We start from the raw sequence: 26,206 nt of genomic DNA on the forward strand, positions 1-26,206 counted from the left end.
CCTTAAAATCGGAATGATCTACTCTTAAGGAAAGTCTTAAGAGGACCTAGTGTATAAGAAAACGAGTTCAGTCGAACTCGTTTTTTTATACACTATATTTCAATAAATGTTTAATGCGTTCCACACTTTCATCAGGTCCATAAGCATTTGGGTATCGGTCTAGTTTACTGATAGCGTCAAGGTCTGCTTGGTCTAGGTGGAAGTCAAAGCTATTAAAGTTTTCCTTCATTCGTTCGATATGGGTACTTTTAGGAATGGTCAAAATGCCTTGTTGGGTTTGCCATCTTAGGATGACCTGAGCAACTGTCTTGTCATGTTTTTCAGCAATAGCAGTCAGAGTTGGGTCCTCAAAAATACCGTCCTCTCCTCTGTGGAAAGGAGCCCAGGCTTGCGTTAGGGTGCCAAATTCCTTATCAGCTTTCTGAATCAGTTTGTGTTGTTTATAGGGATGCAACTCGATTTGATTGACTGCTGGAATTACAGGTGTCTGCAAGGCAAAATCCGCCAAACGCCCTGTTGAGAAGTTAGAAACACCAATGGCTCTAATAAGTTCTTCATGCTTAAGCTCAATCATAGCACGCCAGGCACCATGTAAGTCTCCAAAAGGTTGATGAATCAAATATAAATCAAGATAGTCAGTATCTAGTTTGCGAAGTGTTTCTTTTAGGGCTAATTTGGTATCTTCATAGCCAAGCTGGCTAATCCAAGCTTTACTAGTCAGGAAAATATCCTCGCGAGGGATACCGGATGCCTTAATAGCACTTCCCACGGCTTCCTCATTTCGATAAAGGCTAGCAGTATCAATTAATCGATAGCCTACAGAAAGAGCATCTTCAACGGCTTTTTGACATTCCTTTTGATCAAAAATTTGCCAGACGCCAAAACCAAGCACGGGTATTTTAATGCCATTGTTAAGTGTTTGAAATTCCATTTTCTTCTCCTTAGTGGTGGGGTAGTAAGCTATCCTGAATTTCCTCGATAAATGCTTGAATAATTGCGGATTGTTTCTGTTTATTATTGGTCACAAAACCCAAGGTGTGCTTTGGACTGTTCTTCAGTGGAAGTAAAACAATTTGGTCCTTAATGAAACTATTAACAATACCGAGACCAGAAGCGTAACTATCTGAGGCACAGAGCAGATTCATAACACTGCCTCGGTCATTACTGTAAATTACTTGTTGGTCAGGCAGAACCTCGAGAGGATCTTCGTCAAAATGGATACCAGAGCTTTCTTGACGAAAGCGGACCTGTGGGTATCCCTCTAAATCTTTGAGATTGAGGGATTTTTTGTGAGCTAGGGGATGTTGGCGACCTAAGAAAATCTTGGTCTCAAACTCTCCAAGCGGTGTGAAAGTCAGATCCATGTGTTGGAAACTGCGTTCAAGGATATGGTCATTGTCTTCATCTAGATAAATAATCCCCAGGTCACTTTCGAAGCTCTCAACGCTTTTGAGAATCTTCCTAGTCGTTGTTTCAATCAGTTGAAATTCTTGATAATCACTACGAAAACGTTGGGCAATGTGAGCCATGGGAAGTGATAAGAAATCGTAGTGGTGACTGGCAACAGTGAATGATTTCTTGAATGATTTACGGTAACGTCCTTCTAGGAGATCTAACTCTCCAAGAATACGTTTGGCGTATTTGAGAAAATCATGACCGTCATCAGTTAGTTTAGCTCCTGTATTGGAACGCTCAAAGAGTTGGACACCAAGTTCTTCCTCTAAGTCACGGATGGATGCTGAGAGATTAGGCTGAGTCAAAAAGAGTTTTTTAGCAGCCTTACTAAAAGACCCTGTTTCAGCGATAGTCTGAACATAGCGACATTGTTGAAAATTCATAAGCATCCCCTTTGAAAAATATGATTGTAGGTCATATTATAACAAAATGAGAAGTCTAAAATCAGCAAAATTCTGATAGGAATAGATGAAGACCTGATATGAAATTTCTATGATTAAATCGTTTTAGGAGTAATTATGGAAATTGAGATAAGTCGTAAGAAAGCAGTTCTGATAAATGAAAAACTGCATCCACAGGTTAGACACTGAAAATCTAACTTATGGGATGCAGTTTGAAATATTAATCATTAAGATATCTAATGGCTTTCAATTTTTTAGGACGAATAAGGAAGAGTCCTAGGGCAATTAAAGGTAGCCAGAAAATGAAATTCCAGATACTTGTAGCTGGTGCAGCCTGTGTTGATTGCGAGATAAGGACACTGCCAAAATCAATCAAAAAGTGCAGAATAATAGTCCACCAGAGGCTACCGGTACGTAGGTAAATAGCAGCAAAGAATATGCCATAAGCTGTTGCATAATAAACTTGGAACAGGGTAGCGTTCAAGGGCTGGTGAGTAAGATTTCCGAGATGGGCCAATCCAAAAAATATGGCAGACAAGAAAACGACTCCTAAAACCTGTTTTGAAGATCTAATACCATCTTGAAAGGCGAGCTTAAGGAAAAGTCCACGAAAAAAATATTCCTCAAAAAAACCGGCTCCTAAGGCAATAATCAAGGCAGTTCCTATCATGTGAGGTGCTTTACTGATACCCAAAGCAACCGCAGAAAGAAAGAAAAAATCTGCCAAAAGAACCAACCAACAAACACTTAGGGTTTCAGACCAACTTATCTTTTTTGTCGATTTGATCTTTAATCCGAGGCGTCTCTGTACGATGAAATAGTACACACACATAAGGCCAAGCGTTTTAATGAGATAAGCTATATTCTCAGGCAGAGGCCTAAGAATCAAACGAAGTACAAGGTTCGCTAAAATAATACTAATCCCAAGAAGGATCAGCAATCTCATTTCTTTTTTTGTCATTGAAAAGTCCCCCAACTTTCTTAACATTTTTTTCAAGCATACGACGAAAAACGCTTAAAGTCAAGGTCTTGAAGGTATTTTTTATGTGTTTTTAGTTATGAAGAGGCCAGTTATTGATGACCTGCTTCTAATAGGAAGCCTATTCTATCGTTGAAACAGTTTATTATGAGAAATAAATGAACAGTTATAAGAAAGTATTAAGTAAAAAACTCTGTAAAATCCTTACTAATTACTCTTTATTGTAAAGAAATGATTAAAATATAACAAAAGTGTGTCAAATTTTAAAAACATGTAGCAAATATATAATATTTTTTTCAGAAAACTATTGCCAAATTTTGAAAATCACGGTAGTATATTAAACGGTGAAGAAAATAGGTTAATAAAATGTTAACCAAGAAGGAGAAAGTGTAAATGAAAGTCAATCCATTTAAAACAACATTGTATTCAAGCGTATTGCTTGCAGGGCTCGCGGCTACAAGCGTAGCAGCTGCGGATGAAGCTAAAGATGTAACAACAACTACTGATACTGATGCAACCGTATCAAATACGGCTGCAGAATCAAGTGCTAACCTTGTTAAAACAACAGGTGATGCAGCAGTTGTTACTACAGTACCTGGAACAGAAGAAAAAACTACTACTGAAACAGATACTACTGTAAAAACAACAACTAAAGCTATTGCTGAAGTTTCAAATCCTGACTTCGATAATGCTGTTGAAGCTGCAACAACGACTGCAGCAGCATCAAAAGATTCTGCTGATGTTAAAGCTGTCCAAAATCAAGCAGCTAAAGATGCTCAAGAAGCTTCAAATACAGTTGTTTCTGAAAATAAATTGACTCGTGAAGAAGCTGATGCAGCTCTTACATCTGCTAAAGCAAATGTTGTTGCAACAGGGGGATTCACAGCTACAGAAGAAGCAGGTGTTAAACACACTAGCGTTGAAGCTGCTAACAATGACAATAAAGTTCAAACAACAGCTTTGACAACTGCGGTTTCAGAATATAAACAAAAACTTGCAGATTACAAGACACAATTGGATAAATACTACCAAGACGTTCTTGCTTATGCTGCTTGGGAAAAAGCTTATAAAGAATACACTGGTGGAACAACTGCTCGTCTTTTGACAAAAGGATTGGCTGAAAATGCTACTGGCTTGATCTATAAAACAGAATCTGATGCTACTATGACTGTTGAAAACTCAGCAGGTTCTGTTGACTACTTGGATAAAACAATCCAATCAGGTCACTCAGTAGATGAAATCCTTGAACAATTCAACACATCTCGTTACATTCCAAGTGACTTCAGCGCAGCTAACGGTACACAGTACACTATCAATGCTGACGGTGAATACACTGAAGATGTATGGTTGAAGATGGCTACAGGTCAAACATTGACTGTAACATACAACAACCTAAACGGAACATCATTCAATGGTACTCCAGTTAAGAAAATCGTTGCAACTTACACTTTGGTAGAAACACCAAGTGCAGATGGTTCAGCCATTGTTAAGTTGTACCACGATCCAACTAAGACACTTTTCATTGGTTCACAAACTGACGACACTAACAAAAAACTTCACGTTAAGATGAACTTGAACTTCTTTGATTCTGAGTCATCAGTGACACCACTTGATTTGTCTAAGAACGGATCAGTTTTGAGTATCTCATCACTTAACCACTGGAACACTGAACTTGGAAACCACATTGAAAAAGTTGGTTTGAATGGTAATGAATACGTTCAAATTCCTGGTTCATCTATCACTTTGCATGAAGATGGTTATGCTTATGCAACAAACGATAACGAATTTGTGGCTAACGGTTCACGCTTTAACAGTGACCCAACAGTGGATCCAACAACTGGTGAAGTTACAGATGAAGGTTGGGATGCGATTAACCCAGACGGAACACCTCGTACGAAGAATGCCTACTATGGTGCTGCTGCAACAATCTTCAAGGGTGAACCAATGGACTTCATCGTAAGCGGAAATAACCTTAACGTTCCAACTGCTTACTGGTTCGCAACTAACTCAACAGTAGTTGTTCCTGAATTGCCAGAAGAACCAAACAAACCAGTTCTTCCAAACACTGTTTCAGCAAAAGTTACTTACCACAAAAACTTTGTATCTGTTGAAGAAACAACTGAGAAACCAAAACCTCAAGTACCAACAACTCCAACAGAACCTACACCAGGTAAACCTGTAACACCAACATCAGTACCTGTAAAAGAAGAAGCTCCAGCTCTTCCATCTACTGGTGAAAAATCAACAGCAGCTTCTGCAGCAGCAGGTGCAGCTATGGTGACATCAGCTTTGGCCTTGTTCGGTATTTCAACTTACAAACGTAAACACTAAGATAATACATAAAAAAGCTAGGAAAATTTCCTAGTTTTTTTAGTTTGGAAAAATCAAGTTAACCAGAAACAATAAAGATGAAATTTTCTGACATTTCCTAAAATTACTTGATTTAGACTGAAAAAAGAAAAAATGATATACATTTTCTAATTTTTTCAAAATCGCAAGAAAAGCCTATATTATAAGCTTTTCTCTATAGTTAACTATGTGTAAAATGAGGGTGTAAATATTATTTTCAAAAAATATGAAATAAATTAATTGACAAAAAATTATAATACAGTATAATAGATTGTGTTAGGAAGAGTTTGTTTTTTTGGCAGGGTGACTCCCTAGTCAAAAAGGACTAGCTTAGAATCTGGAATTCTAAGTTATCAAATTCCAATGTTTCATTGTGATGATTTAAAAAAGAGAAGATTTAAACAGCAAAAAATTAGATTAATCGATTTAAAACATCAGCATCATCGTAGCGGGAGCTAGCGGTATTTTTAATCCGTGTAGAGCAAACGACAGATTCAAAAACAGCAGAATTGGTAGAGACTAATCGTCAAAAGCGAAGAGGGAAAGAAAATAAAGCAGTAACTGCTAATATACCTATCAGAAGGTGGACTAAACCTAATGACTGATAGGTGGTATGTTTTGAGAGTGGCGTTTTTAGCCAATACTCTTCTAGGAAATAGTATCTTGTAAGCAGTATGACGTGCTGCGTAAAGAAGCTAGAGGGAAAGTTCTTCAGATTGACTGACTATCAATCACAAGATACTCTTAACTAGAAACCATTTTGGACCAACACGGTTTTGCGTTTGTTGGTATTGAACTGCACCTAGGGAAATGGTGGTTCAATGTTAGTAAATAAAGACTTTAACTTGTAAAAGTCTAAAAATTGTTTTATCTCATTATCAACTCAAGGATTAAGTTTTTAGTGGGATTGCGGAACAAAAGGGTGATAAGCATATTGGGATGATGCTTCAGTGACGGAATTTGACCAGATGTTTGTGAGAGCATCTGTCTATGCTACAATAGCTATTTTTAATGGCTATGTGGGATAGAAACTGTTTTCAAGATCCTGATTCCTAGGAAAATTGGGGGATTTTCCTTGAAGAATTGAGATTTTTGAAAAGAGATCAAATGGACTGAGCGGCACTTGTATCCCAAGGTAAGCAATACACCTATAAACCTAAGTTTCCATACAGCAGGGAGCAAGTTTCAGTTTGAATGGGGGACGCATCTAGAGTAATCTAGATGTTTTTTTATTTTGTGAATTCTTTTACGAATAAGTAAGAGAGTGCACGAAGGAGAGAGTTATGTTAATTGCAAGAAATCAGAAAGGAAATCTCGTTTCAGCTCTAGAAACTAGTTTGAATCGTAAGGATTCTTATTGCTGTCCGGGCTGCCAAGGAGTTGTCCTTCTGAGACAGGGTCAGGTGATGTGTCCACATTTTGCTCATAAGTCTTTGCAAGATTGTCAGTTCTTCTCGGAGAATGAATCTGCCCAACATCTATCGCTTAAGTCAGCTTTATATAAATCCTTGGTTAATCATGGTGAAAGAGTATGGATTGAAAAGGTTTTGCCTGAGATGGGGCAAATTGCAGATTTATTTGTTGGCGATTCCCTAGCTCTGGAAGTCCAGTGTTCTCGTTTATCCCAGCAACGTTTGAGAGAGAGGACACATGCTTATCATCAAGCGGGTTACGAGGTGCGCTGGCTTTTAGGCGAAGACCTTTGGTTGGGTCAGCGTTTAACTGGTTTACAGCGGGACTTTCTCTATTTTACAGCTAAGGTAGGATTTCACCTATGGGAGCTTGATTGGAAGCGTGAGGAAATTAGACTTAAGTATCTTATCTATGAGGATATTTTTGGGAAAGTCTATTATTTAACTAAGGCTTGGCCGTTAACCGAAAATCTCATGACAGTTTTACGTTTTCCTTATCAAGCAGAGCAGGTTGAGACTTATCAAGTAACTCAGCGAAAGAAGGTCTCACAGGTAATTCAACGAGAATTAATGGGGAAAAATCCAAGGTGGATGAGAAGGCAGGAGGAGGCTTATCTTAAGGGAATGAATTTGTTGAGTTTGTCTGATCAGGATTTTTTTCCACAAGTGAGATTTCCCGAATCTAAGCAAGGATTTGTCCAAATCGGACAGTCACTTGAAGGTTTTGAAAAGCTTTTTAAGCAATATTATCGAAAAAGTCATTTTTCTTATCGACAAACTCTCTACCCTCCCACCTTTTATGCTAAAATAGAAAAGAATAGACACAATTAAGGAGAATATTATGTCAGACAATCGTACTCATTTAGAAGAAAAATACACATGGGATTTGACGACCATTTTTGCGACAGATGCAGATTGGGAGACCGAATATGAAAGCACTGTTCAGGATTTGAAGAAGGCTAGTGCTTATGTAGGTCATCTCTTGGATTCTGCTAAGAACTTGCTTGGGGCAACAGAACTTTATATGAGCCTTATGCGTCGCTTGGAGAAAATCTATGTCTATGCGTCAATGAAAAATGACCAAGACACAACAGTAGGTCTGTATCAAGAGTACCAAGCAAAGGCCTCAAACCTTTATTCACAGTTGAGTGAAGCCTTTGCTTACTTTGAGCCTGAATTTATGGCCTTGGATGCTGAAAAGTTAACAGCCTTCAAAGCAGAGGAACCAGAGCTTGGACTTTATGACCACTATTTCGAACGTCTCTTGGCAAACAAGGACCACGTTCTTTCTCAAGAAGCGGAAGAACTCTTGGCAGCAGCCGGTGATATTTTCAACGGTCCAACGGATACCTTTAATGTCTTGGATAATGCTGATATCCTCTTCCCATGGGTATCAGATGGCCAAGGGGATGTGGTTGAGTTGACACATGGTAACTTTATCACCCTCATGGAATCTAAGGACCGTGACATTCGTAAGGGTGCTTATGAAGCGATGTACGGTACTTACGAGCAGTTCCAACATACCTATGCACAAACACTTCAAGGCGTTGTTAAGGTTCACAATTACCAAGCCAAAGTTCGTCACTATAATTCGGCACGTCATGCAGCACTTGCGGCTAACTTTATTCCAGAGAGTGTTTATGACTCACTCTTGGAATCAGTGAACAAGCATTTGCCACTTTTGCACCGTTACCTTGATTTGCGTAAGAAGGTCTTGGGACTTGATGAGCTTAAGATGTATGACGTCTACACACCACTTTCTGAGACTGAAACTGCTCTTACTTATGAAGAATCCCTCAAGAAAGCAGAAGAAGTCTTGGCAATCTTTGGTGAAGAGTATAGTAAAGGGGTTCATGCAGCCTTTACGGAACGTTGGATTGACGTTCACCCTAACAAAGGAAAACGCTCAGGTGCCTACTCAGGTGGTGCCTATGATACAAATGCTTTCATGCTTTTGAACTGGCAAGACACTCTGGACAATCTCTTTACCTTGGTTCACGAGACCGGCCACAGCTTGCATTCAACGTTCACACGTCAGACACAACCATATGTTTATGGAGATTACCCAATCTTCTTGGCGGAAATTGCGTCTACAACTAATGAAAATATCTTGACAGAAACACTTCTTAAAGAAGTTAAAGATGACAAGACACGTTTTGCTATTCTTAACCACTATTTGGATGGTTTCAAGGGAACTGTCTTCCGTCAAACCCAATTTGCTGAGTTTGAGCATGCTATCCATGAAGCAGATGCATCTGGTCAAATCTTGACAGCCGACTTCATGAATAAACTTTACGCAGACCTCAATGAGAAATACTATAACCTTAAAGCTGAAGATAACTACGAAATTCAGTTTGAGTGGGAACGTATTCCGCATTTCTACATGAATTACTATGTCTACCAATACGCTACAGGGTTTGCAGCAGCAAGCTACTTGGCTGAAAAAATTGTTCACGGTACTGAGGAGGATAAAGAAGCTTACCTTACTTACCTTAAGGCGGGAAGCTCAGAATATCCTTTGGAAGTTATCAAGAAAGCTGGTGTTGATATGACCAATACCGACTACTTGGATGCAGCTTTTAAAGTCTTTGAAGACCGTCTCGTTGAATTGGAAGCCTTGGTTGAAAAAGGTGTTCACCTTTCTTAAAAAGAAGTTACCATATGAGAGAATCATTCTGAATCAGGATGATTCTTTTTATGTTAAAAAACGAACATTTACTAAAATACAAGCTCTGATTGATATGGAAATACGTTGGTGAGCATATTTATAGCCCCTAGTTTATATTAATGATAGACTAAAAACCTAACGTTTTATATTTTATAAGTTAACAATGTTCAGAAATAGAAAGTAGGTTTTTGTGAAAACAACCAATCGTTATCTTGTAGCAACGTGTGGTGTCTTACTCCATCTCATGTTGGGGTCTACCTATGCTTGGAGTATCTATCGTAATCCTATTATGGCCCAGACTGGCTGGGATCAGTCCTCAGTTTCATTTGCCTTCTCACTAGCTATCTTTTGTCTTGGTCTTTCTGCGGCCTTCATGGGACGACTGGTTGAAAAATTTGGCCCTCGAGTAACTGGAAGCATGTCGGCTGTTCTTTATGCTGGTGGTAACATCCTGACAGGTTTTGCCATTGCTCGGGGAGAGCTGTGGATGCTTTATCTTGGTTATGGTATTCTTGGTGGTCTAGGACTGGGTGTGGGTTATATTACACCTGTTTCAACTATTATTAAGTGGTTTCCTGATAAGCGTGGCCTTGCGACTGGCCTTGCCATTATGGGCTTTGGCTTTGCCTCGCTGTTAACCAGTCCCATTGCTCAATATCTGATTCAGGCACGTGGTGTTGAGCAGACCTTTTATATCTTGGGAGTCGTTTATTTTGTTGTTATGCTTTTTGTCTCACAATTCATTAAACGACCAAGTGTAGAGGAAGCACAACTGTTGGCTGACAAGAGTCCAAACCGTCAAGCTGCTGATTTGAGCAAGGGAGCTACGGCTAATGAGGCCCTGAAATCGTCAACTTTCTACTGGTTATGGCTCATCTTGTTTATCAATATTTCATGTGGCTTAGCCCTTGTCTCTGCTATTTCTCCAATGGCTCAAGATATGGTTGGGATGTCAGCGGAATCAGCGGCAGTTGTTGTAGGTGTTATGGGAATCTTTAATGGTTTTGGTCGCCTTCTCTGGGCAGGCTTGTCGGATTATATTGGACGTCCGAAGACCTTTATCCTCCTCTTTGTGGTTAATATTGTTATGGCCGTCCTCCTAATTGTCCTGCAAGTTCCACTTGTCTTTGTGGTTGCGATGGCTGTTCTGATGACTTGCTACGGGGCAGGATTCTCCTTGATTCCTCCATACCTTAGCGATATCTTTGGGGCAAAGGAGTTGGCTACCCTTCATGGTTATATTTTGACTGCCTGGGCGATGGCGGCCTTAGTGGGGCCAATGCTCTTATCCGTAACCTACGAATTGACAAAATCTTACCAGATGACCTTGCTTGTTTTCATCGCTCTTTACGTGGTGGCTTTGGTCATTGCTTACCTCTTGAAAAAGAGGGGGTTACGTCAAGTAGCTTAATGATGACGATTTGATTTATAGATAAGAAAAATCTCTAGCACTCGCTAGGGATTTTTTATATAATAAAACACATGGTTAAATCATATAGTAAAAACGCAAATCACAACATGCGTCGTCCAGTAGTCAACAAGGATATCGTGGACTACATGCGAACGCATCTTCAAGAAAATAAAGGGCATTTGGCTGAACTGGAAGCCTTTGCTCGTAAAGAAAATATTCCAATTATCCAGCACGAGGTTGTTGCCTACTTCCGGTTCTTGTTGCAGACCTTGCAGCCTAAGAAAATCCTAGAGGTAGGGACAGCTATTGGTTTTTCAGCCCTCCTTATGGCTGAGTACGCTCCTGATGCTCAGATTACGACGGTTGATCGTAATGAAGAAATGATTGGCTTTGCCAAGGAAAATCTGGCCAAGTATGATAGTCGCAAACAAATCACCTTGCTTGAGGGGGATGCAGCAGAAGTCTTGCAAGATTTGGACACTGATTATGATTTTGTCTTTATGGATTCAGCCAAGTCTAAATATATCGTCTTTCTGCCTGAAATCCTAAAACGTCTTAAGGTTGGCGGTGTGATTGTTTTTGATGATATCTTCCAAGGAGGAGATATTGCTAAAGACATTATGGAGGTTCGTCGTGGTCAACGTACGATTTACCGTGGTTTGCATCGCCTTTTTGATGCGACCTTAGATAACCCTGGTTTGACTGCTAGTTTGGTACCTATGAGTGACGGACTTCTTATGCTTCGGAAAAATTCTGAAAATATTATCTTGCCAGATTAAGCATTATTTAAGTAAGTGTGGTATAATAACAAAGATATTGACAATTTAAGGAGTAGATAGAATGGCTAAAGAAAATGAAAACCTTGAGTCGACAGAAGAAACTGTTGAAGAGGTTGTAGCAGACAAAGACGCAGAACAAGAGCATCTTGATCGCCAAAAAGAAGAAGAGGAAAGCATCGCCCTCGCTAGTGAAAAAGCGAAAGAAAAAGCTAAACGTGCTAAAACGAAAAAGACACGTGATGCTGGTAAACCAAGCTCAGGTGGCCGCTTCCTCGGAGGTCTTGCCCTTGTAGCTGTTTCAGCTCTCGTTGGTGCAGGTATTACGTATGTTTCTCTAGGTAACGAAACAACTGAAGAAACTACTTTGGTATCTATGAAAGGTGATACTGTTACTGTCGGTGATGTCTTTGATTCACTTAAAGGTAGCAGCCAAACACAACAAAGTGTTTTGAGTGCAACTTTGCAAAAGGCTCTTGAAAAAGAATATGGTAGCAAAGTCAGCAAAGAAGACGTAGACAAAGCTTATAAGCAAGCTTCAGAACAATACGGAGATCAATTCTCACAAGTACTTGCAGCCTATGGTCAAACAGAAGAGTCATACCGTACGCAAATCCGTACACAAAAATTGGTTGAGTATGCTGTTAACCAAGCCGCACAAAAAGATTTGACGGAAGCAAATTACAAGGCCGCCTATGATAACTACACACCAAATACAGAGGTACAAGTAGTTTCAACTACTGATAAAGCAGTGGCAGATAAGGTAGACTCTGAAGCTAAGGCAGAAGGAGCAGACTTCTCACAAGTTGCTAAAGATAACAGCTTGGAAGTGGCTTCTAAGACAGTTAACTCAGCTTCTCAAGACTTCCCAGCAGATGTTTTGACAGCAGCCTTCAAACAAGATGCTAATGCCGTTTCTGACGTAGTGACTGTTTCAAATAGCTCAACTGGTGCTGCAACTTACTATATCGTCAAAACTGTTTCAAAATCTGAGAAAAATGCAGATTGGAAAAACTATAAGGATGATTTGACTAAGGTTATCATCAATGGTAAGAAAGCTGATACTAACTTCACTAACTCAGTGATTGCTAAGGTCCTTAAGAAATACAATGTTAAAGTTGTAGACAAGGCCTTCAGTGCAATTCTTGACCAGTATGTGACTGGCTCTGGGGCTTCATCAAGTTCATCATCAAGCTCTAGCAAATAAATCACAAGATAGAGTTGATAATGCTATTATCAGCTTGACCTAAGACCTAAAACACGTTAAAATGAAGAGTGGCTAAAAGTTCTAACAACATGACATTTTTGGCTATCCCTTTGAGATTGGTAATCATTGCTTCTGATACAGAAAAATGGCGGTCGCTGCGAGCCATGGATGAATCTGGTTACTTGCTACTCAAAGTTCACAATTAAAGACAAATAAGAATGACAAGTTCATTGAATGAAGGTGGTACCGCGGTTCACGTCGCCCTTCGTTTAGTGGCCTTGTCTTTTATTCTTTTAGTATTTTTTGAATGAATGTATGACATTATTGGAGGTAGCTTATGAAAACCTATTTTGTCAAACAGAAGTTTCGATTGGGTGGTGAACGCTTTGATATCAAGGATGATCAAGGTAGAGTTGCCTATCAGGTAGAAGGATCCTTTTTTAAGATTCCAAAGACCTTTACTATTTTTGGCGAGGATGGTCGTGAGATTAGTCATATCACCAAGGAGCCTATTAGCCTCTTACCCAAATTTACGGTGAATTTACAGGATGGTTCGAGTTTTTACATTCGTAAAAAATTAACCTTTCTTCGTGATAAGTATGATGTCGATAATCTTGGCTTGCGAATAGAGGGGAATATTTGGGACCTGGATTTTCAACTGCTTAATAGTCAAGATCAGGTAGTTGCTAGGATTCAAAAGGAACTCTTCCATCTAACATCGACCTATACTGTTACCGTTTATGAAAATACTTATGCCGATTTAGCCATTTCCCTATGTGTCGCTATTGACTATGTGGAAATGCTCGAGAATAGCTCAAAATAAGAAACAATTGATTAAGGAGAAACAATGAAACAACTTACTTCAGCACAAATTCGTCAAATGTGGCTTGATTTCTGGAAATCAAAAGGTCACGCTGTTGAACCATCAGCTAACTTGGTTCCAGTTAACGATCCAACCCTTCTTTGGATTAACTCAGGGGTTGCCACTTTGAAAAAATACTTTGATGGCTCTGTGATTCCTGAAAATCCACGTATTACCAACTCACAAAAAGCTATCCGTACCAACGATATCGAAAACGTTGGTAAGACAGCTCGTCACCACACTATGTTTGAAATGCTTGGTAACTTTTCAGTTGGTGACTACTTCCGTGATGAAGCTATTGAGTGGGGTTATGAGCTTTTGACAAGCCCAGAGTGGTTTGATTTTCCAAAAGACAAACTTTACATGACTTACTATCCAGATGATAAAGATTCATACAACCGTTGGATTGCCTGCGGTGTTGAACCAAGTCATTTGATTCCAATTGAAGATAACTTCTGGGAAATCGGTGCTGGACCTTCAGGACCAGATACTGAAATCTTCTTTGACCGTGGCGAAGACTTTGACCCTGATAATATTGGTATCCGTTTGCTTGAAGAAGATATTGAAAACGATCGTTATATTGAAATTTGGAACATCGTTTTGTCACAATTCAACGCAGACCCAGCAGTTCCACGTTCAGAATACAAGGAACTTCCTAATAAAAACATTGATACGGGCGCAGGTCTTGAACGTCTTGTAGCCGTAATGCAAGGGGCTAAAACAAACTTTGAAACAGACCTCTTCATGCCTATCATTCGTGAAATCGAAAAAATGTCTGGTAAAACTTACGATCCAGACGGTGACACAATGAGCTTCAAGGTTATTGCTGACCACATTCGTTCATTGGCATTTGCCATCGGTGATGGTGCTCTTCCAGGTAATGAAGGTCGTGGTTATGTCCTTCGTCGTCTTCTCCGTCGTGCCGTAATGCATGGTCGTCGTCTCGGCATTTCTGACGCTTTCTTGTACAAACTTGTCCCAACTGTTGGTCAAATCATGGAAAGCTATTACCCAGAAGTTCTTGAGAAGAAAGACTTTATCGAGAAGATTGTTAAACGTGAAGAAGAAACCTTTGCACGTACCATTGATGCAGGTTCAAGCATGCTTGATGAGCTTCTTGCTAACCTTAAGAAATCTGGTAAAGATACGCTTGAAGGTAAAGACATCTTTAAACTTTACGATACTTATGGATTCCCAGTGGAATTGACAGAAGAGTTGGCTGAAGATGAAGGCTTCAAGATTGACCATGAAGGTTTCAAAGCTGCCATGAAAGAACAACAAGACCGTGCGCGTGCTAGCGTCGTCAAAGGTGGTTCTATGGGTATGCAAAATGAAACCCTCGCTAACATCACTGAACCATCTGAGTTCTTGTATGAAGCGGAAACTGCTGAAAGCCGTTTGAGCGTCATCGTTGCTGATGATGCTCGTCATGATAGTGTTAACTTTGGTCAAGCCCTCCTTGTCTTTGAACAAACACCATTCTACGCTGAAATGGGTGGACAAGTAGCAGACCACGGTACGATCTCAGATGCAGCTGGTACAGTCGTTGCACGTGTGGTTGATGTTCAACGTGCACCAAATGGACAAGCCCTTCACACTGTTGAAGTTGAAGGTGAACTTGTTGTAGAAGCTAACTATAAACTTGAAATTGACCACACACGTCGTCACCGTGTCATGAAGAACCACACAGCGACTCACCTCTTGCACGCTGCCCTTCATAACATCGTCGGTGATCATGCTGTTCAAGCCGGTTCTCTTAACGAACAAGAATTCTTGCGTTTCGACTTCACTCACTTTGAGGCTGTAACTCCAGAAGAATTGCGTGCTATCGAAGAACAAGTTAACGAAGAAATCTGGAAAGCTACTCCAGTAACAACTATTGAAACAGACATTGACACTGCTAAATCAATGGGAGCTATGGCCCTCTTTGGTGAAAAATATGGTAAGAATGTTCGTGTCGTTTCAATCGGTGATTACTCTGTTGAGCTTTGTGGTGGTACGCACGTTGCCAACACTGCTGAAATCGGTATGTTCAAGATTGTCAAAGAAGAAGGTATCGGTTCAGGAACACGTCGTATCTTGGCAGTGACATCACGTGAAGCTTACCTTGCTTACCGTGAAGAAGAAGATGCCCTCAAAGCAATCGCAGCAACACTTAAGGCACCACAATTGAAAGAAGTGCCTAACAAGGTTGCTAGCCTTCAAGAGCAATTGCATGCCCTTCAAAAAGAAAATGCTGCGCTTAAAGAAAAGGCAGCTGCAGCTGCAGCTGGTGACGTCTTCAAAGATGTTAAAGAAGCTAACGGTGTTCGTTACATTGCTAGCCAAGTAGAAGTTTCTGATGCAGGTGCCCTTCGTACCTTCGCGGACCAATGGAAACAAGCAGACTACTCTGACGTCCTTGTCCTTGCAGCTCACATTGGCGAAAAAGTTAATGTTCTTGTAGCAAGCAAGTCTAAAGATGTTCACGCAGGTAATGTTATCAAGGTTCTCGCACCAATCGTATCAGGTCGTGGTGGTGGTAAACCAGATATGGCCATGGCCGGTGGTAGCGATGCCAATGGTATCCAAGATCTTCTTTCAGCAGTAGCAGAACAGCTCTAAGATGTGATACAATAAAAGTAACTTGAAAAGGTAGGATGAAAATCCTATCTTTTTTCTTTGTAAGTGGTATTGAAAGTAATGATTATTTTCGTTTCATAATTGAAATAGTGAATACTGGGTGGTATACTATTACAAATCATAAAAATTATAATAGTTTCAAGTAAAAGGGAGCTAGCGATGTTTGGACAAGACTTTGGTCATCGGTTAAGAGAGTTGAGATTAGCACAAGGATTCACTAAAGAAAAATTTTGTGAAGGGGATGAGGTTTTATCAGTACGGCAATTGACACGTATAGAAACAGGGAAGTCTCAACCTAAATTAGAGACCTTAGAGCACTTGGCAAGACGTCTGAATATATCTTTATCGGAATTGCTTGGAGAGAGGGCTATAGGCTCAAAGTTGCCGGTAGAATACCTCAATCTCAAATATCAATTGATGCATGCGACTAGTTTAGATAAGCCAAATAACCTAATGAAACTAGACGAAAAGCTGGGTAAAATTATTGATATCTATTATGATGATTTGCCAGTTGATGAACAGAGGGTCGTTGATATCTTACAGTCAAAACTTTACTCATATACTTCAAAGACACACCAAAAATTTGGCATGAGCATATTGGAGAAGAGTTTACCTTCATTATGTGAGAAAAGGGTATACACTATCAATGATCTACTACTTATAGAACTATATCAAATCTCGTTAGGAGATGGTGATAGTATGCGGTCAGATGGGTTTAGTGAAGGGACCTTTTATACCATTTGTAGGAATCTTATAAATAGTTATGATAGTATTCCCACGGAGTATCTATTTTTACTTAGGGATGCCTTATTAATGGTTCCAATAGTTGAATATGAACGAAAAAAGTTTCATTTATCGGAAGTAGCATTCAATCAACTGCATCACATTATGGAGGAAACTCAAGATTATCAGAAAAAACCAATTTTGAGAATGCTAGAGGGACAGTATCTATATGTTGTAAAGAATGATATTTTTGAGGCTAAAAAGGCCTATCAAGAAGGGATAATCTTGGCTAGATTGCTAGGAGACACCTCTTTAACTGACATCATATCAGAGAAAATGAGAGATGCTATGAAAGAATAGAGCAGGACATACGTGTCCTGTTCTTTTTTTCTAATATGCAGTATATTATACCCATAAGAAGAATTAAAGAATATAACTTATTTCATTGAGATTTTTGAAAATGACACAGTCTAAAATAGAGTAATAAGGAGAATTATTATGAAACCTGCTACAAAACGTTTCACAATTTTAACCGCACTCGCTTTAACTTCCGTTCTATTACTTGGTGCATGTGGTAATAACAAGAAGGAAGCTACATTAACATCGAGCTCTAGTAAGGTTAGTCAGAAAGTGAAATCGACAAAACCATCTTCAAAAGAAAAAACGAAGAAGTCTGAGCAAAAGACAAAATCTTCTAGTTCAGAAGAGGTCTCAAAGGCAACCTCTGGAGAAACGGCTTCACAACCATCAGCCGGAAATGTTGCTGGATCTACTCAACAAGAAGTTGCTCCAACAAATCCTAGTGAAGAAACAGCTGGAGTAAATCAAGGAACTCCTACAGAACAACCAGCTGCTTCAGCGGAACAAACACCAGCTACCACAGTGGTTGATGCTACGGCAATGGCTAATGGTGATTTCTCTAGTGTTGCTGGTACCTATCAAAATGACTTAGGGGACACAATTACAGTATCCCCATCCGGTAGTGTAACCCGTGTTGGTGCTGAAAGTGGTTATAGTGATACAAGTAGTCAGCTCTTTAATGGTTTTGCTCAAGATGGCGGTTATGTAGCAGGATTTGCTCATAATGATGGACCAACTAGTGACCCAATTTTCTTTGATAGTAATGGACAGATTCGTTTCGGTTCTGATGCGATATATGGTCGAATGCATGTTTACAATAAATTAGATTAATGGTATTGTCCCTCGGTACTTAAGAAAAGGAAATTACAAGTAGTAGAAGGAGTACGCTTTAAAAATGTCTCAAAAAGAACATGGAGAAGTGAGAAGTACTAGTGGTACCTTAAAGGGTATCTATCACTATTTGAATTCTCCCAGTCCTCATTTGTTTCCGTTTGTCTTTATTAGTAACGTAACAGATAGCTTTCAGATGTTTCGCGTGTGTAAGAATGGTGAGCCAATTGCCTTTCCTGTACTTCTACCAAATCAGTATAAAATTGTTTACATTAAGGACTTTCAAAATGTTAGCTCCTGCGATGAGATTACAGTGACTGAACATTTAGAAGAATACATCTATGATGAATCAGAGTTAGACTAGATTGATACCTATAGTCAAATCAACTCAGAATGAATTAATTAATCTATTCAGATTTGCTTAATGTGTCAAGGAATTAGATGTAGCAAAAGCCCTCAGGTAGTTCTTGGGGTTTTTCTTAATTATAGTTATTTGAAAGAATTAGATATCAATTTTCTACAAAATAAAGTTTAGTAATAATATTGAAATAATTGTAAAAAATATTTCAAAGGGGTATAATAGAAATGTGAAAACGGTTCCAATGTTTATCAAACAGCCTAGAAAGTGAGAGTGATCAAAATGAGAAAGGCATATGTTGTTAAGGAACGTCAACGTTACTCAATTCGTAAATATTCTTTTGGAGCTGCATCAGTCTTGATTGGTGCGAGCTTGATGCTTGGTGGACATGCTTTGGCTCAGGAACAAGCCAACAGCACAAGTACCAGCAAGGATTATGAAGTTTTTGTAAATAATTCTGAACCACTTCAAATCGACCAGGCAACTTCAGAAGCTGTTACCGATGTCCTCAATCAACCAGCTTCAAGATCTGAAGCGCCAAGACCTAAGCTTGCTAGCAGTGAGGTTGCCTCTTCTGAAGCTAATAGTGTAGTGGCTAGCGAGGCTGCTTCTTTGGAAGTACCGGCAGAGGTTGCTCATTCTGCATCTGCTGTTGCTACTGTTTCTAGATCAGAAGTGGCTAGCCCACGTTCTGAAGTGTCATCAGTAGCTAGCTCTGAAGTAGCTAGTGAAACTGACCGTTCAGCAACTTCAGAAGTAACAGAAGTTAGAGGTACTGACCGTGAAGCTGTCGATACTAGTCTTCGTACTGTCTTAACTAATTCTAGTCAGCCAGGTGTAGATGGTCCAGTGACTGCTGATGGTTCTCTTGATATCCCATCAAACGGTACCTATTATTTCCGTCGCACAACAGAAATTCGTACTGCGCCAATCATGGATATCAAACCTACCTTCGTCTTTAGTGCAGGCGACCATGTTATCTATGACAAGGTCTTGAAGAGAGACAATCACCAATGGATTTCTTACATTGGTTACGACTATGAACGCTACTATGCTGATATCGCAGCTTTGAAGGCCGAAAATACTAGTAGCAACACTGAAGCGACTAGATATGAAACCATCCCTGAACGTGGTACTTATTACTTCACTAAACCTGCAGATGTGAAGAATCAACCTAGCTTGACTGCTAAGACTGAGTTCAATTTTGATCCCGGTATGTCAGTCAACTACGATAGATCTTTGCTTGCTGACAACCACCGTTGGATTTCTTATGTGTCATACAATGGTACTCGTCGTTACGTCGATCTAGGTGCTGCAGCAGAGGCTGTAGCTAAACCAAGAGGCGATATTGCTATTGAAAGCCATGATAATGGTGACTTTAGTGTGGTTATCAGTAATGTTTCAGATCAAAACGGTGTCCTTGGGGTATCTGTTCCAATCTGGTCTGAAAAGAATGGACAAGATGACATCATCTGGTACAATGCGACTCGTCTTAACGATGGTAACTACAAGGTTAACGTCAGTCTAACTGACCACAAGAATGAACGTGGCCTCTACAATGTTCATCTTTACTATGTTGAAACTAATGGTAAATTAGTTGGTGTGGGTGGCACAACTTACACAGTTCCTGCCAAGGTTGAAGAAACGCATACAACTACTAGCTATAGCCTTCCTGATGCAGGAACTTACACCTTCAAAAAACGTTCTAGCATCAAGGCAGAACCTCGTGTGGCAAGTCCAGAGTTGGCCTACTACGATGCTGGCATGTCAGTCAATTACGATAAGATTGTCAGTGGTGATGGTTACCAATGGCTTTCTTACCTCAGCTACAATGGCAACCGCCGTTATGTAGCCGTGTCTAAACTTGCTCAACAAGAAAGCAAACCAAGCGGTACTATCAATATTGAAAATCTCTCTAACCTTGGTTTTGATGTTCATATCACTAATGTTTCTGGTGGTGATAAAGCTATCCAAGGCGTAAGTGTTCCAGTATGGACAGCTCAAAACGGTCAAGACGATCTTGTATGGCACCAAGTTGACAGACAAAGTGATGGTAGCTACAAGGTTCGCATCAATGTTACTGACCATAAGGCTGAAGCGGGCGAATATATTGTCCATCTCTACTATGTCCAAGATGGTAAGATGGTAGGTATCGGAGGCACTAGCACAACTGTTCCAGTTCAAAATGCAACCCGCCACAACCTTCCAGCTTCAGGTTCATACACCTTTACTGCTCGTTCTGGCATTAAGACTCAACCTTTGGTAGCCAACCCAGATGTTAGCTACTACGATGCTGGTATGTCAGTCAACTATGACAAGGTTGTCAATAATGATGGCTATACATGGCTTTCTTATCTCAGCTATTCAGGACATCGTTTCTATGTTGCTATCGCACCAACAAGTGTAACTAAACCTGTAGAACAACCAGTCCAACCAAGTACACCTTCATCTGGTACCTATACTTTCAAGGAACGCTCTAGCATTAAAGCAGAACCAAGTGTGGCAAGTCCAGAGTTGGCCTACTATGATGCTGGTATGTCCGTTAACTATGACAGATTGGTGACTGCAGATGGTCATACCTGGCTCTCTTATGTTAGCCATGGAGGCAACCGCCGTTACATTGCTATTGATGCTAAGGCAACAGCAGTTGCTCAACCAGCAAGTCCAAGCCTAGCGGCAACTGGCACCTATACCTTTACCAAACCTAGCTCTATCAAGGATCAACCAAGCGTTGCAAGCCCAGAGTTAGCCTACTATGATAAAGGCATGTCCGTTCGCTATGACAAGGTCCTTACAGCTGATGGCCACACCTGGTTGTCTTATGTAACCTATAGCGGTGCAAGACGCTATGTGGATATTTCTTAAGATTCGTAACATCACTCTCTTTTGAGGGTGGTGTTTTTTAGTTTCAAGAGTTGAATAAATATATTGTTCAATATGTTTTGAAAATATTTGCCGTAAATTAGAGAAAGTTGTAGAATCAAAATGAAAGTATAGGATTCGTTCTATAAGTAGCTAATTCATCAAGTTATTGAAAGGAAATGTTATAAAACGGAGGTATTGAGCATGTTAGATATTTTTGTTTTAGAAGAAGATTATTTTCAACAAGCTCGTCTTGAGGATGCCATCCACAAGTCTAAACAAATATATATTTTAAGAATTGGGAAGGTCAATTTATACGATAAACCCAATCAATTATTAGAGCGTATTACGGAAAGGGGCTCGCATTTACTGTTTTTTCTAGATATTGGATCTGATAGTGATATCGAAGGGGGAGTATTGGTTGCTCAACAGATTCGTGAGCGAGATCCTTATGCTAGTATTGTTTTCATCACAGCACATCCCGAACTCCTACCTTCAACCTTTCAGTATCGCTTAGCTGCACTTGATTTTATTGACAAGAATTTGCCTGATATTGAATATGAAGATAGGATTATTTCTGATATTGGATTAGTACTTTCTAAAAATGGTTTGAGCCAAATAGAGTGTGCTTTTACGGTAGATACAAAGAATGCAACTATACAAGTTCCTTTTCATAAGATTCTTTATTTTGAAACATCTCCAACAGTTCATAAGGTGATTCTTCATACAACGGAAGAGCAGATTGAGTTCTATGGTCAATTGTCAAAAATTGTGAAACAAGACTGCAGACTATATAAATGCCATAAATCATTTGTTGTAAATCCCGAAAACATTGTGAGATTGGACAAAGAGTTAGGTGTAATTTATTTTGAAAATGGAGAGTCATGCTTGGTTTCGAAAGCTAAACAAAAAGAGATTGTTGCTAAGATGCTTGTTCCAAAACCCATGGCAGTTTGATATATATATAGTATTTTTATTTTAAATGTTATTTTCTGATTATGACGAAAAAACGACCGTTTATGACTTCAATGAAAAATTTAGCTGTTTTTGTATTATAATATCCGAGTAAATTATCAGTAAAGGACATCACTCATGAAAAATACAAGTAAACTTATTGGTTTAGTATTAGCCCTTATCGTAGTTATCCTCGCTATCTTTTTGGTGTCTAAATTTAACAGCCATGAATCAGCTCGTGTTAGCACAAGTAGCAGTCCAGTCAAAACGGTTAAGAAGTCATCTTCAAGCTCAAGTAAGGCTGTTAAGAAGGATAAGAAATCAGTTCAATCATCATCTTCAGCAGTCACAAATGAAGAAAATGACAATCAGGCCTCAGCAGTAGCACCTAAAGTTTCCTCTCAAGAACAAGCTCAAGCAGGCACTACAGATGGTGGACAAGTGGCTGAATCTGCAGCTGGAACAGATAAGGCTAAATCTGAGAAGAACACAAATAATAGTCAATCATCGCTTGACTTTGGTGCCCTTGACAATGGTGATATTAGCTCTCTTGTGGGAACTTGGACTAATGCGAATGGTGAATCAGTTACAATTAATGCTGATGGTACAATTATTAAAAACTCAACAGGTTATACTGCTCAATTGAAGCCTCAAAGAGTTTCAGATAATATTTTCTATGCAGGAGTTTTCTCAGATACAAGCTCAGCTGCATTGAGAGCGATTTCTGGAGGTAGTAACGGCTCTGATTACCTTGTTATTGGTCAGGACCAAACTGCTGAAGGTGTCCCTTATTATCGTAACTAGTACGAAAAAGATTGCTATTTATGAACTGCACCCCAAAAGTTAGACAGATAAAATCTAACTTTGTGGGGTGTTTTTTTGGTTGATTGGAGCAAAAAAATGTTACAAACTATTGTTTTTTTTTGTAATAAAAATGTAAAATAAGTAAAGAGAACAATAAATCTCATTTTGAATAAATAAGAGAGGTTCATTTATTAAAGAAATGCTCTAACTTAGAATTTCTCTTAAGATTATGCTAAAGGAAGTTATGCCATGCTTAACATCTATGTTTTAGAAGATCATTTTATCCAACAAAATCGTATTGAAGAGGTTATTCATACGATTCTTAAGAAAAATAATATTAAAGTGGGGGACTTTGAGGTTTTTGACAAACCCAATCAACTGTTAGAGTCTATTACCGAGCGAGGGTCTCATCAGCTCTTTTTCTTGGACATTCAAATTAAAGACGATACTAAAAAAGGTTTGGAAGTGGCTAAGCAGATTCGCAAGAATGATCCCTATGCCAGTATTGTTTTCTTCACGACTCATTCAGAGTATCTTCCCTTAACTTTTCAATACCAACTGGTAGCTCTAGACTTTATTGATAAGTCTTTGGAGGGTGAGGACTTTCAAAAGCGTGTGGAAAGTATTATCTTATTAACCTGCAAAAAGATACAGAGTCAGAATCCAGAAGACGCTTTTCGGATTGAGAATGCTAAGACCGTTATTCAGGTTCCCTTTCATGATATCTTGTACTTTGAGACCTCGGATATCGTTCATAAGGTTATCCTTTATACTAAAGAGGAGCAGATTGAGTTTTATGGCAGTCTCTCACAAATTGAAAAGAGTGACCCTAGACTGTTTAAATGCCACAAATCTTTCCTTATCAACCCAGAAAATGTCATCAAATTAGATAAAAGTACGGGGACAGTCTATTTTGAAAATGGTGGCGTTTGCTATGTTTCAAAGTTGAAACTAAAGAAATTGCTTGAGAGAATCAGCCTATGACAGCAATCAATTTTTTGTTGGATAATCTAGACTTTTTAGCGGAGATTATCCTCTTTATTGTCATTTATCAATACATTACCTCCGAGAAGATAAAGCTAAGATGGTATATCATCATCCCCTTGATTATCCGATTTTTGTTTGTGCTTTCTCCAGCCCTATCCTATGTTTTAGGGCATGCCTTCTTGGTTGTTTATTCCCTCTACAGAAATCGTTATGGCAATAGGTTATTAGATATTTTCTATGGCTTGTTTCCAATCGTCATAGAGAGTCTTGTTCACAATCTTATTATTTATGGGATTGCCTTAGTCATCAATCGACATTATTTGATTGTACTTAACCATTTTCATTTAAACCTTGTCATTGAGTTGCTAGTCTTTCCTGTGTTTTGGTTAATCATTAAGACCTTAAAAGTAGATTTCAAAGCACTGAACTATGGTTTTAGAAAGTCATTTTCAAAGTACTTTTTATTGCTTATAGATATATCAATGTTATCTTATGCTCCCCTTTTCCAATATATCACCTTTTTTGTGCAACAGAGCCCTGGAGGAAGAGATTGGCATGTTTATCTCGTGGTGACCTATGCTTTACTCTTTCTTGCGACACTTGTTTACATTAATGCGACTTTCAGTGAAAGACTAAAAGAAGAAGTCCTACTCCAAAAAGATAGGCAAATTAGTGATTTGGCTCATTATAGTCAACAAATCGAGCAACTCTATACGGATATTCGTCGCTTCAGGCATGATTACCTAAATGTTTTGTCTAGTATCAAATATGGCATTGACTCCAAGGATATAGCTATGATTTCCGATATCTACGATAATATCCTTGAAAAAACAAAGACTCGGATTGAGGGAAAACAGTACGAAATTGCCAACTTGATTAATATTAAAGATGAAGCTGTTAAAGGTGTCCTGACTAGTAAAATCTTGGAAGCACAGGGACAGTCTATTACCGTTCACCTTGAGGTCAGCGACGTCTTTGAAGTATCGAGGATGGAATTGTTGGATTTCATAACGGTGCTGTCCATCTTCTTGGATAATGCTATTGAGGCTAGTTTGGATAGCAGTACTAAAGAAGTAAACATTGCTCTTATCAGTGGAGAGACAAAGGTAGTAATAGTGGAAAATACCATTGCTCCAGAATCTATCAATACAGTCGGTATCTTTAAACTTGGTCGCTCAAGTAAAGGAGAGGGACGTGGTATAGGTCTGTCCACTGTTCGAGAGATTTTAGGGAAGTATCCTAATTGTTCTTTGTCAACACAATCTAAAGACTATCGTTTTAAACAGACACTAAAAATAGAAGATGTGGTTTGATTATGACGAAAAAACCACCGTTTATGACTTCAATGAAAAATTTAGCTGTCTATATATTATAATAACCTAGTAAATTATCAGAAAAGGAACATCACTCATGAAAAATACAAGCAAACTTATTGGTATCGTGGCAGCTCTTATCGTAGTTATTCTTGCCATCTTCCTGGTGACTAAGTTTAACAGCCATGAATCAGCTCGTGTTAGCACAAGTAGCAGTCCAGTCAAAACGGTTAAGAAGTCATCTTCAAGCTCAAGTAAATCTACTAAGAACGATAAGAAAAATTCAAACCCGCATGTAAAAAATGAAGACACAAAAGATGAAACAGTTGAGGTTAGTGAGTCTTCTGTTGCCAAAGATTCTGCAACTAAAGACACTGATGAAACGGTCTTATCTTCAGGAGAAGTTTCTGAGCCTACAAAAGAAAAAACAGGAGAAGAAACACAATCATCATCATCGTTTAATGGGAAGCAACTAAGTTCAGGTGATTATAGTTCAATCGCTGGTACTTGGACAAACTCTCGAGGAGAATTTGTTACAATTTCACCAGATGGCACAGTACAAAATGGGAGTGGTTATACTTATCATCTCTATTCTGGACATTTAAATAATGGAAATTTTTCAGGAACAATTGCTTCTGATATTGATAGCGCAGCTTTTTGGGCTATTCCTGGAACTGGTAATGGCGATTCAGACCATCTTGTTATTGGTCAAAGTGATGATGCAGAAAATTATCCATTTTATCGCAATTAACATGAAAAAAGATTGCTATTTTAATAGTGATCTTTTATATTTCTCTTAACTTTTTTCTAACAAAATTACGAATAAATTAGTATGGCTTGCTTCGACTTTCGATTATGACAAAAATTGGACA

General features: G+C 39.0%; 21 protein-coding genes. 18 read left to right on the top strand and 3 right to left on the bottom strand.

Annotation, left to right across the window (positions count from 1 at the left end):
* Positions 1–85: 85 nt before the first annotated feature.
* The 3 genes from NYE32_RS02060 to NYE32_RS02070 form a co-directional block, all read right to left on the bottom strand.
* Complete coding sequence (locus tag NYE32_RS02060; RefSeq protein ID WP_048676306.1) at positions 86–931, bottom strand: aldo/keto reductase; 846 nt, start codon at positions 929–931, stop codon at positions 86–88.
* Between the two features lie 10 nt (positions 932–941).
* Positions 942–1,838, bottom strand: coding sequence for a LysR family transcriptional regulator (locus NYE32_RS02065; protein WP_002885507.1), 897 nt, complete (start codon positions 1,836–1,838; stop codon positions 942–944).
* 238 nt (positions 1,839–2,076) lie between these two features.
* A complete protein-coding gene (locus tag NYE32_RS02070; protein WP_037612002.1) occupies positions 2,077–2,817 on the bottom strand; it encodes a CPBP family intramembrane glutamic endopeptidase in 741 nt (246 codons plus the stop codon).
* Positions 2,818–3,228: 411 nt separating this feature from the next.
* Here NYE32_RS02070 and NYE32_RS02075 point away from each other — a divergent pair, with 411 nt between their 5' ends.
* The 18 genes from NYE32_RS02075 to NYE32_RS02160 all read left to right on the top strand — a co-directional run bounded on the left by NYE32_RS02075 (position 3,229) and on the right by NYE32_RS02160 (position 26,085).
* Entirely contained in the window at positions 3,229–5,166 is a 1,938-nt protein-coding gene (locus NYE32_RS02075) for a GbpC/Spa domain-containing protein (protein ID WP_118188937.1), read from the top strand.
* 1,301 nt (positions 5,167–6,467) lie between these two features.
* On the top strand, positions 6,468–7,427 hold the full coding sequence (locus NYE32_RS02080) for a competence protein CoiA family protein (RefSeq protein WP_118188936.1): 960 nt from the start codon (positions 6,468–6,470) through the stop codon (positions 7,425–7,427).
* Between the two features lie 10 nt (positions 7,428–7,437).
* A complete protein-coding gene (pepF, locus tag NYE32_RS02085) occupies positions 7,438–9,243 on the top strand; it encodes an oligoendopeptidase F (RefSeq protein WP_156685163.1) in 1,806 nt (601 codons plus the stop codon).
* Positions 9,244–9,454: 211 nt separating this feature from the next.
* Positions 9,455–10,675 carry an OFA family MFS transporter gene (locus tag NYE32_RS02090; protein WP_156685162.1) on the top strand — a complete coding sequence of 407 codons (1,221 nt, stop codon included), beginning with the start codon at positions 9,455–9,457 and terminating at the stop codon, positions 10,673–10,675.
* A 71-nt stretch (positions 10,676–10,746) separates the two neighbouring features.
* The gene (locus tag NYE32_RS02095; RefSeq protein WP_339157060.1) at positions 10,747–11,454 is read left to right on the top strand and encodes an O-methyltransferase; all 708 of its coding nucleotides are present in this window, start codon (positions 10,747–10,749) and stop codon (positions 11,452–11,454) included.
* A 61-nt stretch (positions 11,455–11,515) separates the two neighbouring features.
* On the top strand, positions 11,516–12,658 hold the full coding sequence (locus NYE32_RS02100; protein ID WP_198463436.1) for a peptidyl-prolyl cis-trans isomerase: 1,143 nt from the start codon (positions 11,516–11,518) through the stop codon (positions 12,656–12,658).
* 68 nt (positions 12,659–12,726) lie between these two features.
* A complete protein-coding gene (locus NYE32_RS02105; RefSeq protein ID WP_339157061.1) occupies positions 12,727–12,864 on the top strand; it encodes a hypothetical protein in 138 nt (45 codons plus the stop codon).
* Between the two features lie 131 nt (positions 12,865–12,995).
* Positions 12,996–13,481 (top strand): LURP-one-related family protein, encoded by a 486-nt coding sequence (locus NYE32_RS02110; RefSeq protein WP_339157062.1) that lies wholly within the window; start codon positions 12,996–12,998, stop codon positions 13,479–13,481.
* Positions 13,482–13,505: 24 nt separating this feature from the next.
* The gene (gene alaS, locus NYE32_RS02115) at positions 13,506–16,124 is read left to right on the top strand and encodes an alanine--tRNA ligase (RefSeq protein WP_339157063.1); all 2,619 of its coding nucleotides are present in this window, start codon (positions 13,506–13,508) and stop codon (positions 16,122–16,124) included.
* 177 nt (positions 16,125–16,301) lie between these two features.
* On the top strand, positions 16,302–17,225 hold the full coding sequence (locus NYE32_RS02120) for an XRE family transcriptional regulator (protein WP_037600468.1): 924 nt from the start codon (positions 16,302–16,304) through the stop codon (positions 17,223–17,225).
* A gap of 138 nt (positions 17,226–17,363) precedes the next feature.
* Positions 17,364–18,056 carry a DUF6287 domain-containing protein gene (locus NYE32_RS02125; RefSeq protein ID WP_037600465.1) on the top strand — a complete coding sequence of 231 codons (693 nt, stop codon included), beginning with the start codon at positions 17,364–17,366 and terminating at the stop codon, positions 18,054–18,056.
* A gap of 196 nt (positions 18,057–18,252) precedes the next feature.
* On the top strand, positions 18,253–18,420 hold the full coding sequence (locus NYE32_RS02130; protein WP_257962522.1) for a hypothetical protein: 168 nt from the start codon (positions 18,253–18,255) through the stop codon (positions 18,418–18,420).
* A 276-nt stretch (positions 18,421–18,696) separates the two neighbouring features.
* A complete protein-coding gene (locus NYE32_RS02135) occupies positions 18,697–21,279 on the top strand; it encodes an SH3 domain-containing protein (RefSeq protein WP_037600459.1) in 2,583 nt (860 codons plus the stop codon).
* 201 nt (positions 21,280–21,480) lie between these two features.
* A complete protein-coding gene (locus tag NYE32_RS02140) occupies positions 21,481–22,233 on the top strand; it encodes a response regulator transcription factor (RefSeq protein ID WP_037600457.1) in 753 nt (250 codons plus the stop codon).
* Positions 22,234–22,368: 135 nt separating this feature from the next.
* The gene (locus NYE32_RS02145; protein ID WP_037600454.1) at positions 22,369–23,034 is read left to right on the top strand and encodes a DUF6287 domain-containing protein; all 666 of its coding nucleotides are present in this window, start codon (positions 22,369–22,371) and stop codon (positions 23,032–23,034) included.
* Positions 23,035–23,283: 249 nt separating this feature from the next.
* Positions 23,284–24,018: a response regulator transcription factor gene (locus tag NYE32_RS02150; protein WP_037600451.1), complete on the top strand. Its 735-nt coding sequence runs from the start codon at positions 23,284–23,286 to the stop codon at positions 24,016–24,018.
* Entirely contained in the window at positions 24,015–25,334 is a 1,320-nt protein-coding gene (locus NYE32_RS02155) for a GHKL domain-containing protein (RefSeq protein WP_156685160.1), read from the top strand. Before NYE32_RS02150 ends, NYE32_RS02155 begins: the two co-directional genes overlap by 4 nt.
* Positions 25,335–25,431: 97 nt before the next feature.
* Positions 25,432–26,085 (top strand): DUF6287 domain-containing protein, encoded by a 654-nt coding sequence (locus NYE32_RS02160; protein WP_037600446.1) that lies wholly within the window; start codon positions 25,432–25,434, stop codon positions 26,083–26,085.
* The last annotated feature ends 121 nt before the right edge of the window (positions 26,086–26,206 follow it).

Source organism: Streptococcus sp. FSL R7-0248 (assembly GCF_037967965.1).
GTDB lineage: Bacteria > Bacillota > Bacilli > Lactobacillales > Streptococcaceae > Streptococcus.

What these genes read in the sequence shown, in the direction of transcription:
- NYE32_RS02065 (WP_002885507.1), bottom strand. Translation starts at nt 1,838, where the DNA reads ATGAATTTTCAACAATGTCGCTATGTTCAGACTATCGCTGAAACAGGG.
- NYE32_RS02150 (WP_037600451.1), top strand. Translation starts at nt 23,284, where the DNA reads ATGCTTAACATCTATGTTTTAGAAGATCATTTTATCCAACAAAATCGT.
- pepF (WP_156685163.1), top strand. Translation starts at nt 7,438, where the DNA reads ATGTCAGACAATCGTACTCATTTAGAAGAAAAATACACATGGGATTTG.
- NYE32_RS02140 (WP_037600457.1), top strand. Translation starts at nt 21,481, where the DNA reads ATGTTAGATATTTTTGTTTTAGAAGAAGATTATTTTCAACAAGCTCGT.
- NYE32_RS02080 (WP_118188936.1), top strand. Translation starts at nt 6,468, where the DNA reads ATGTTAATTGCAAGAAATCAGAAAGGAAATCTCGTTTCAGCTCTAGAA.
- NYE32_RS02120 (WP_037600468.1), top strand. Translation starts at nt 16,302, where the DNA reads ATGTTTGGACAAGACTTTGGTCATCGGTTAAGAGAGTTGAGATTAGCA.
- NYE32_RS02155 (WP_156685160.1), top strand. Translation starts at nt 24,015, where the DNA reads ATGACAGCAATCAATTTTTTGTTGGATAATCTAGACTTTTTAGCGGAG.
- NYE32_RS02075 (WP_118188937.1), top strand. Translation starts at nt 3,229, where the DNA reads ATGAAAGTCAATCCATTTAAAACAACATTGTATTCAAGCGTATTGCTT.
- NYE32_RS02160 (WP_037600446.1), top strand. Translation starts at nt 25,432, where the DNA reads ATGAAAAATACAAGCAAACTTATTGGTATCGTGGCAGCTCTTATCGTA.
- NYE32_RS02100 (WP_198463436.1), top strand. Translation starts at nt 11,516, where the DNA reads ATGGCTAAAGAAAATGAAAACCTTGAGTCGACAGAAGAAACTGTTGAA.
- NYE32_RS02110 (WP_339157062.1), top strand. Translation starts at nt 12,996, where the DNA reads ATGAAAACCTATTTTGTCAAACAGAAGTTTCGATTGGGTGGTGAACGC.
- NYE32_RS02130 (WP_257962522.1), top strand. Translation starts at nt 18,253, where the DNA reads ATGTTTCGCGTGTGTAAGAATGGTGAGCCAATTGCCTTTCCTGTACTT.
- alaS (WP_339157063.1), top strand. Translation starts at nt 13,506, where the DNA reads ATGAAACAACTTACTTCAGCACAAATTCGTCAAATGTGGCTTGATTTC.
- NYE32_RS02095 (WP_339157060.1), top strand. Translation starts at nt 10,747, where the DNA reads ATGGTTAAATCATATAGTAAAAACGCAAATCACAACATGCGTCGTCCA.
- NYE32_RS02070 (WP_037612002.1), bottom strand. Translation starts at nt 2,817, where the DNA reads ATGACAAAAAAAGAAATGAGATTGCTGATCCTTCTTGGGATTAGTATT.
- NYE32_RS02135 (WP_037600459.1), top strand. Translation starts at nt 18,697, where the DNA reads ATGAGAAAGGCATATGTTGTTAAGGAACGTCAACGTTACTCAATTCGT.
- NYE32_RS02060 (WP_048676306.1), bottom strand. Translation starts at nt 931, where the DNA reads ATGGAATTTCAAACACTTAACAATGGCATTAAAATACCCGTGCTTGGT.
- NYE32_RS02125 (WP_037600465.1), top strand. Translation starts at nt 17,364, where the DNA reads ATGAAACCTGCTACAAAACGTTTCACAATTTTAACCGCACTCGCTTTA.
- NYE32_RS02145 (WP_037600454.1), top strand. Translation starts at nt 22,369, where the DNA reads ATGAAAAATACAAGTAAACTTATTGGTTTAGTATTAGCCCTTATCGTA.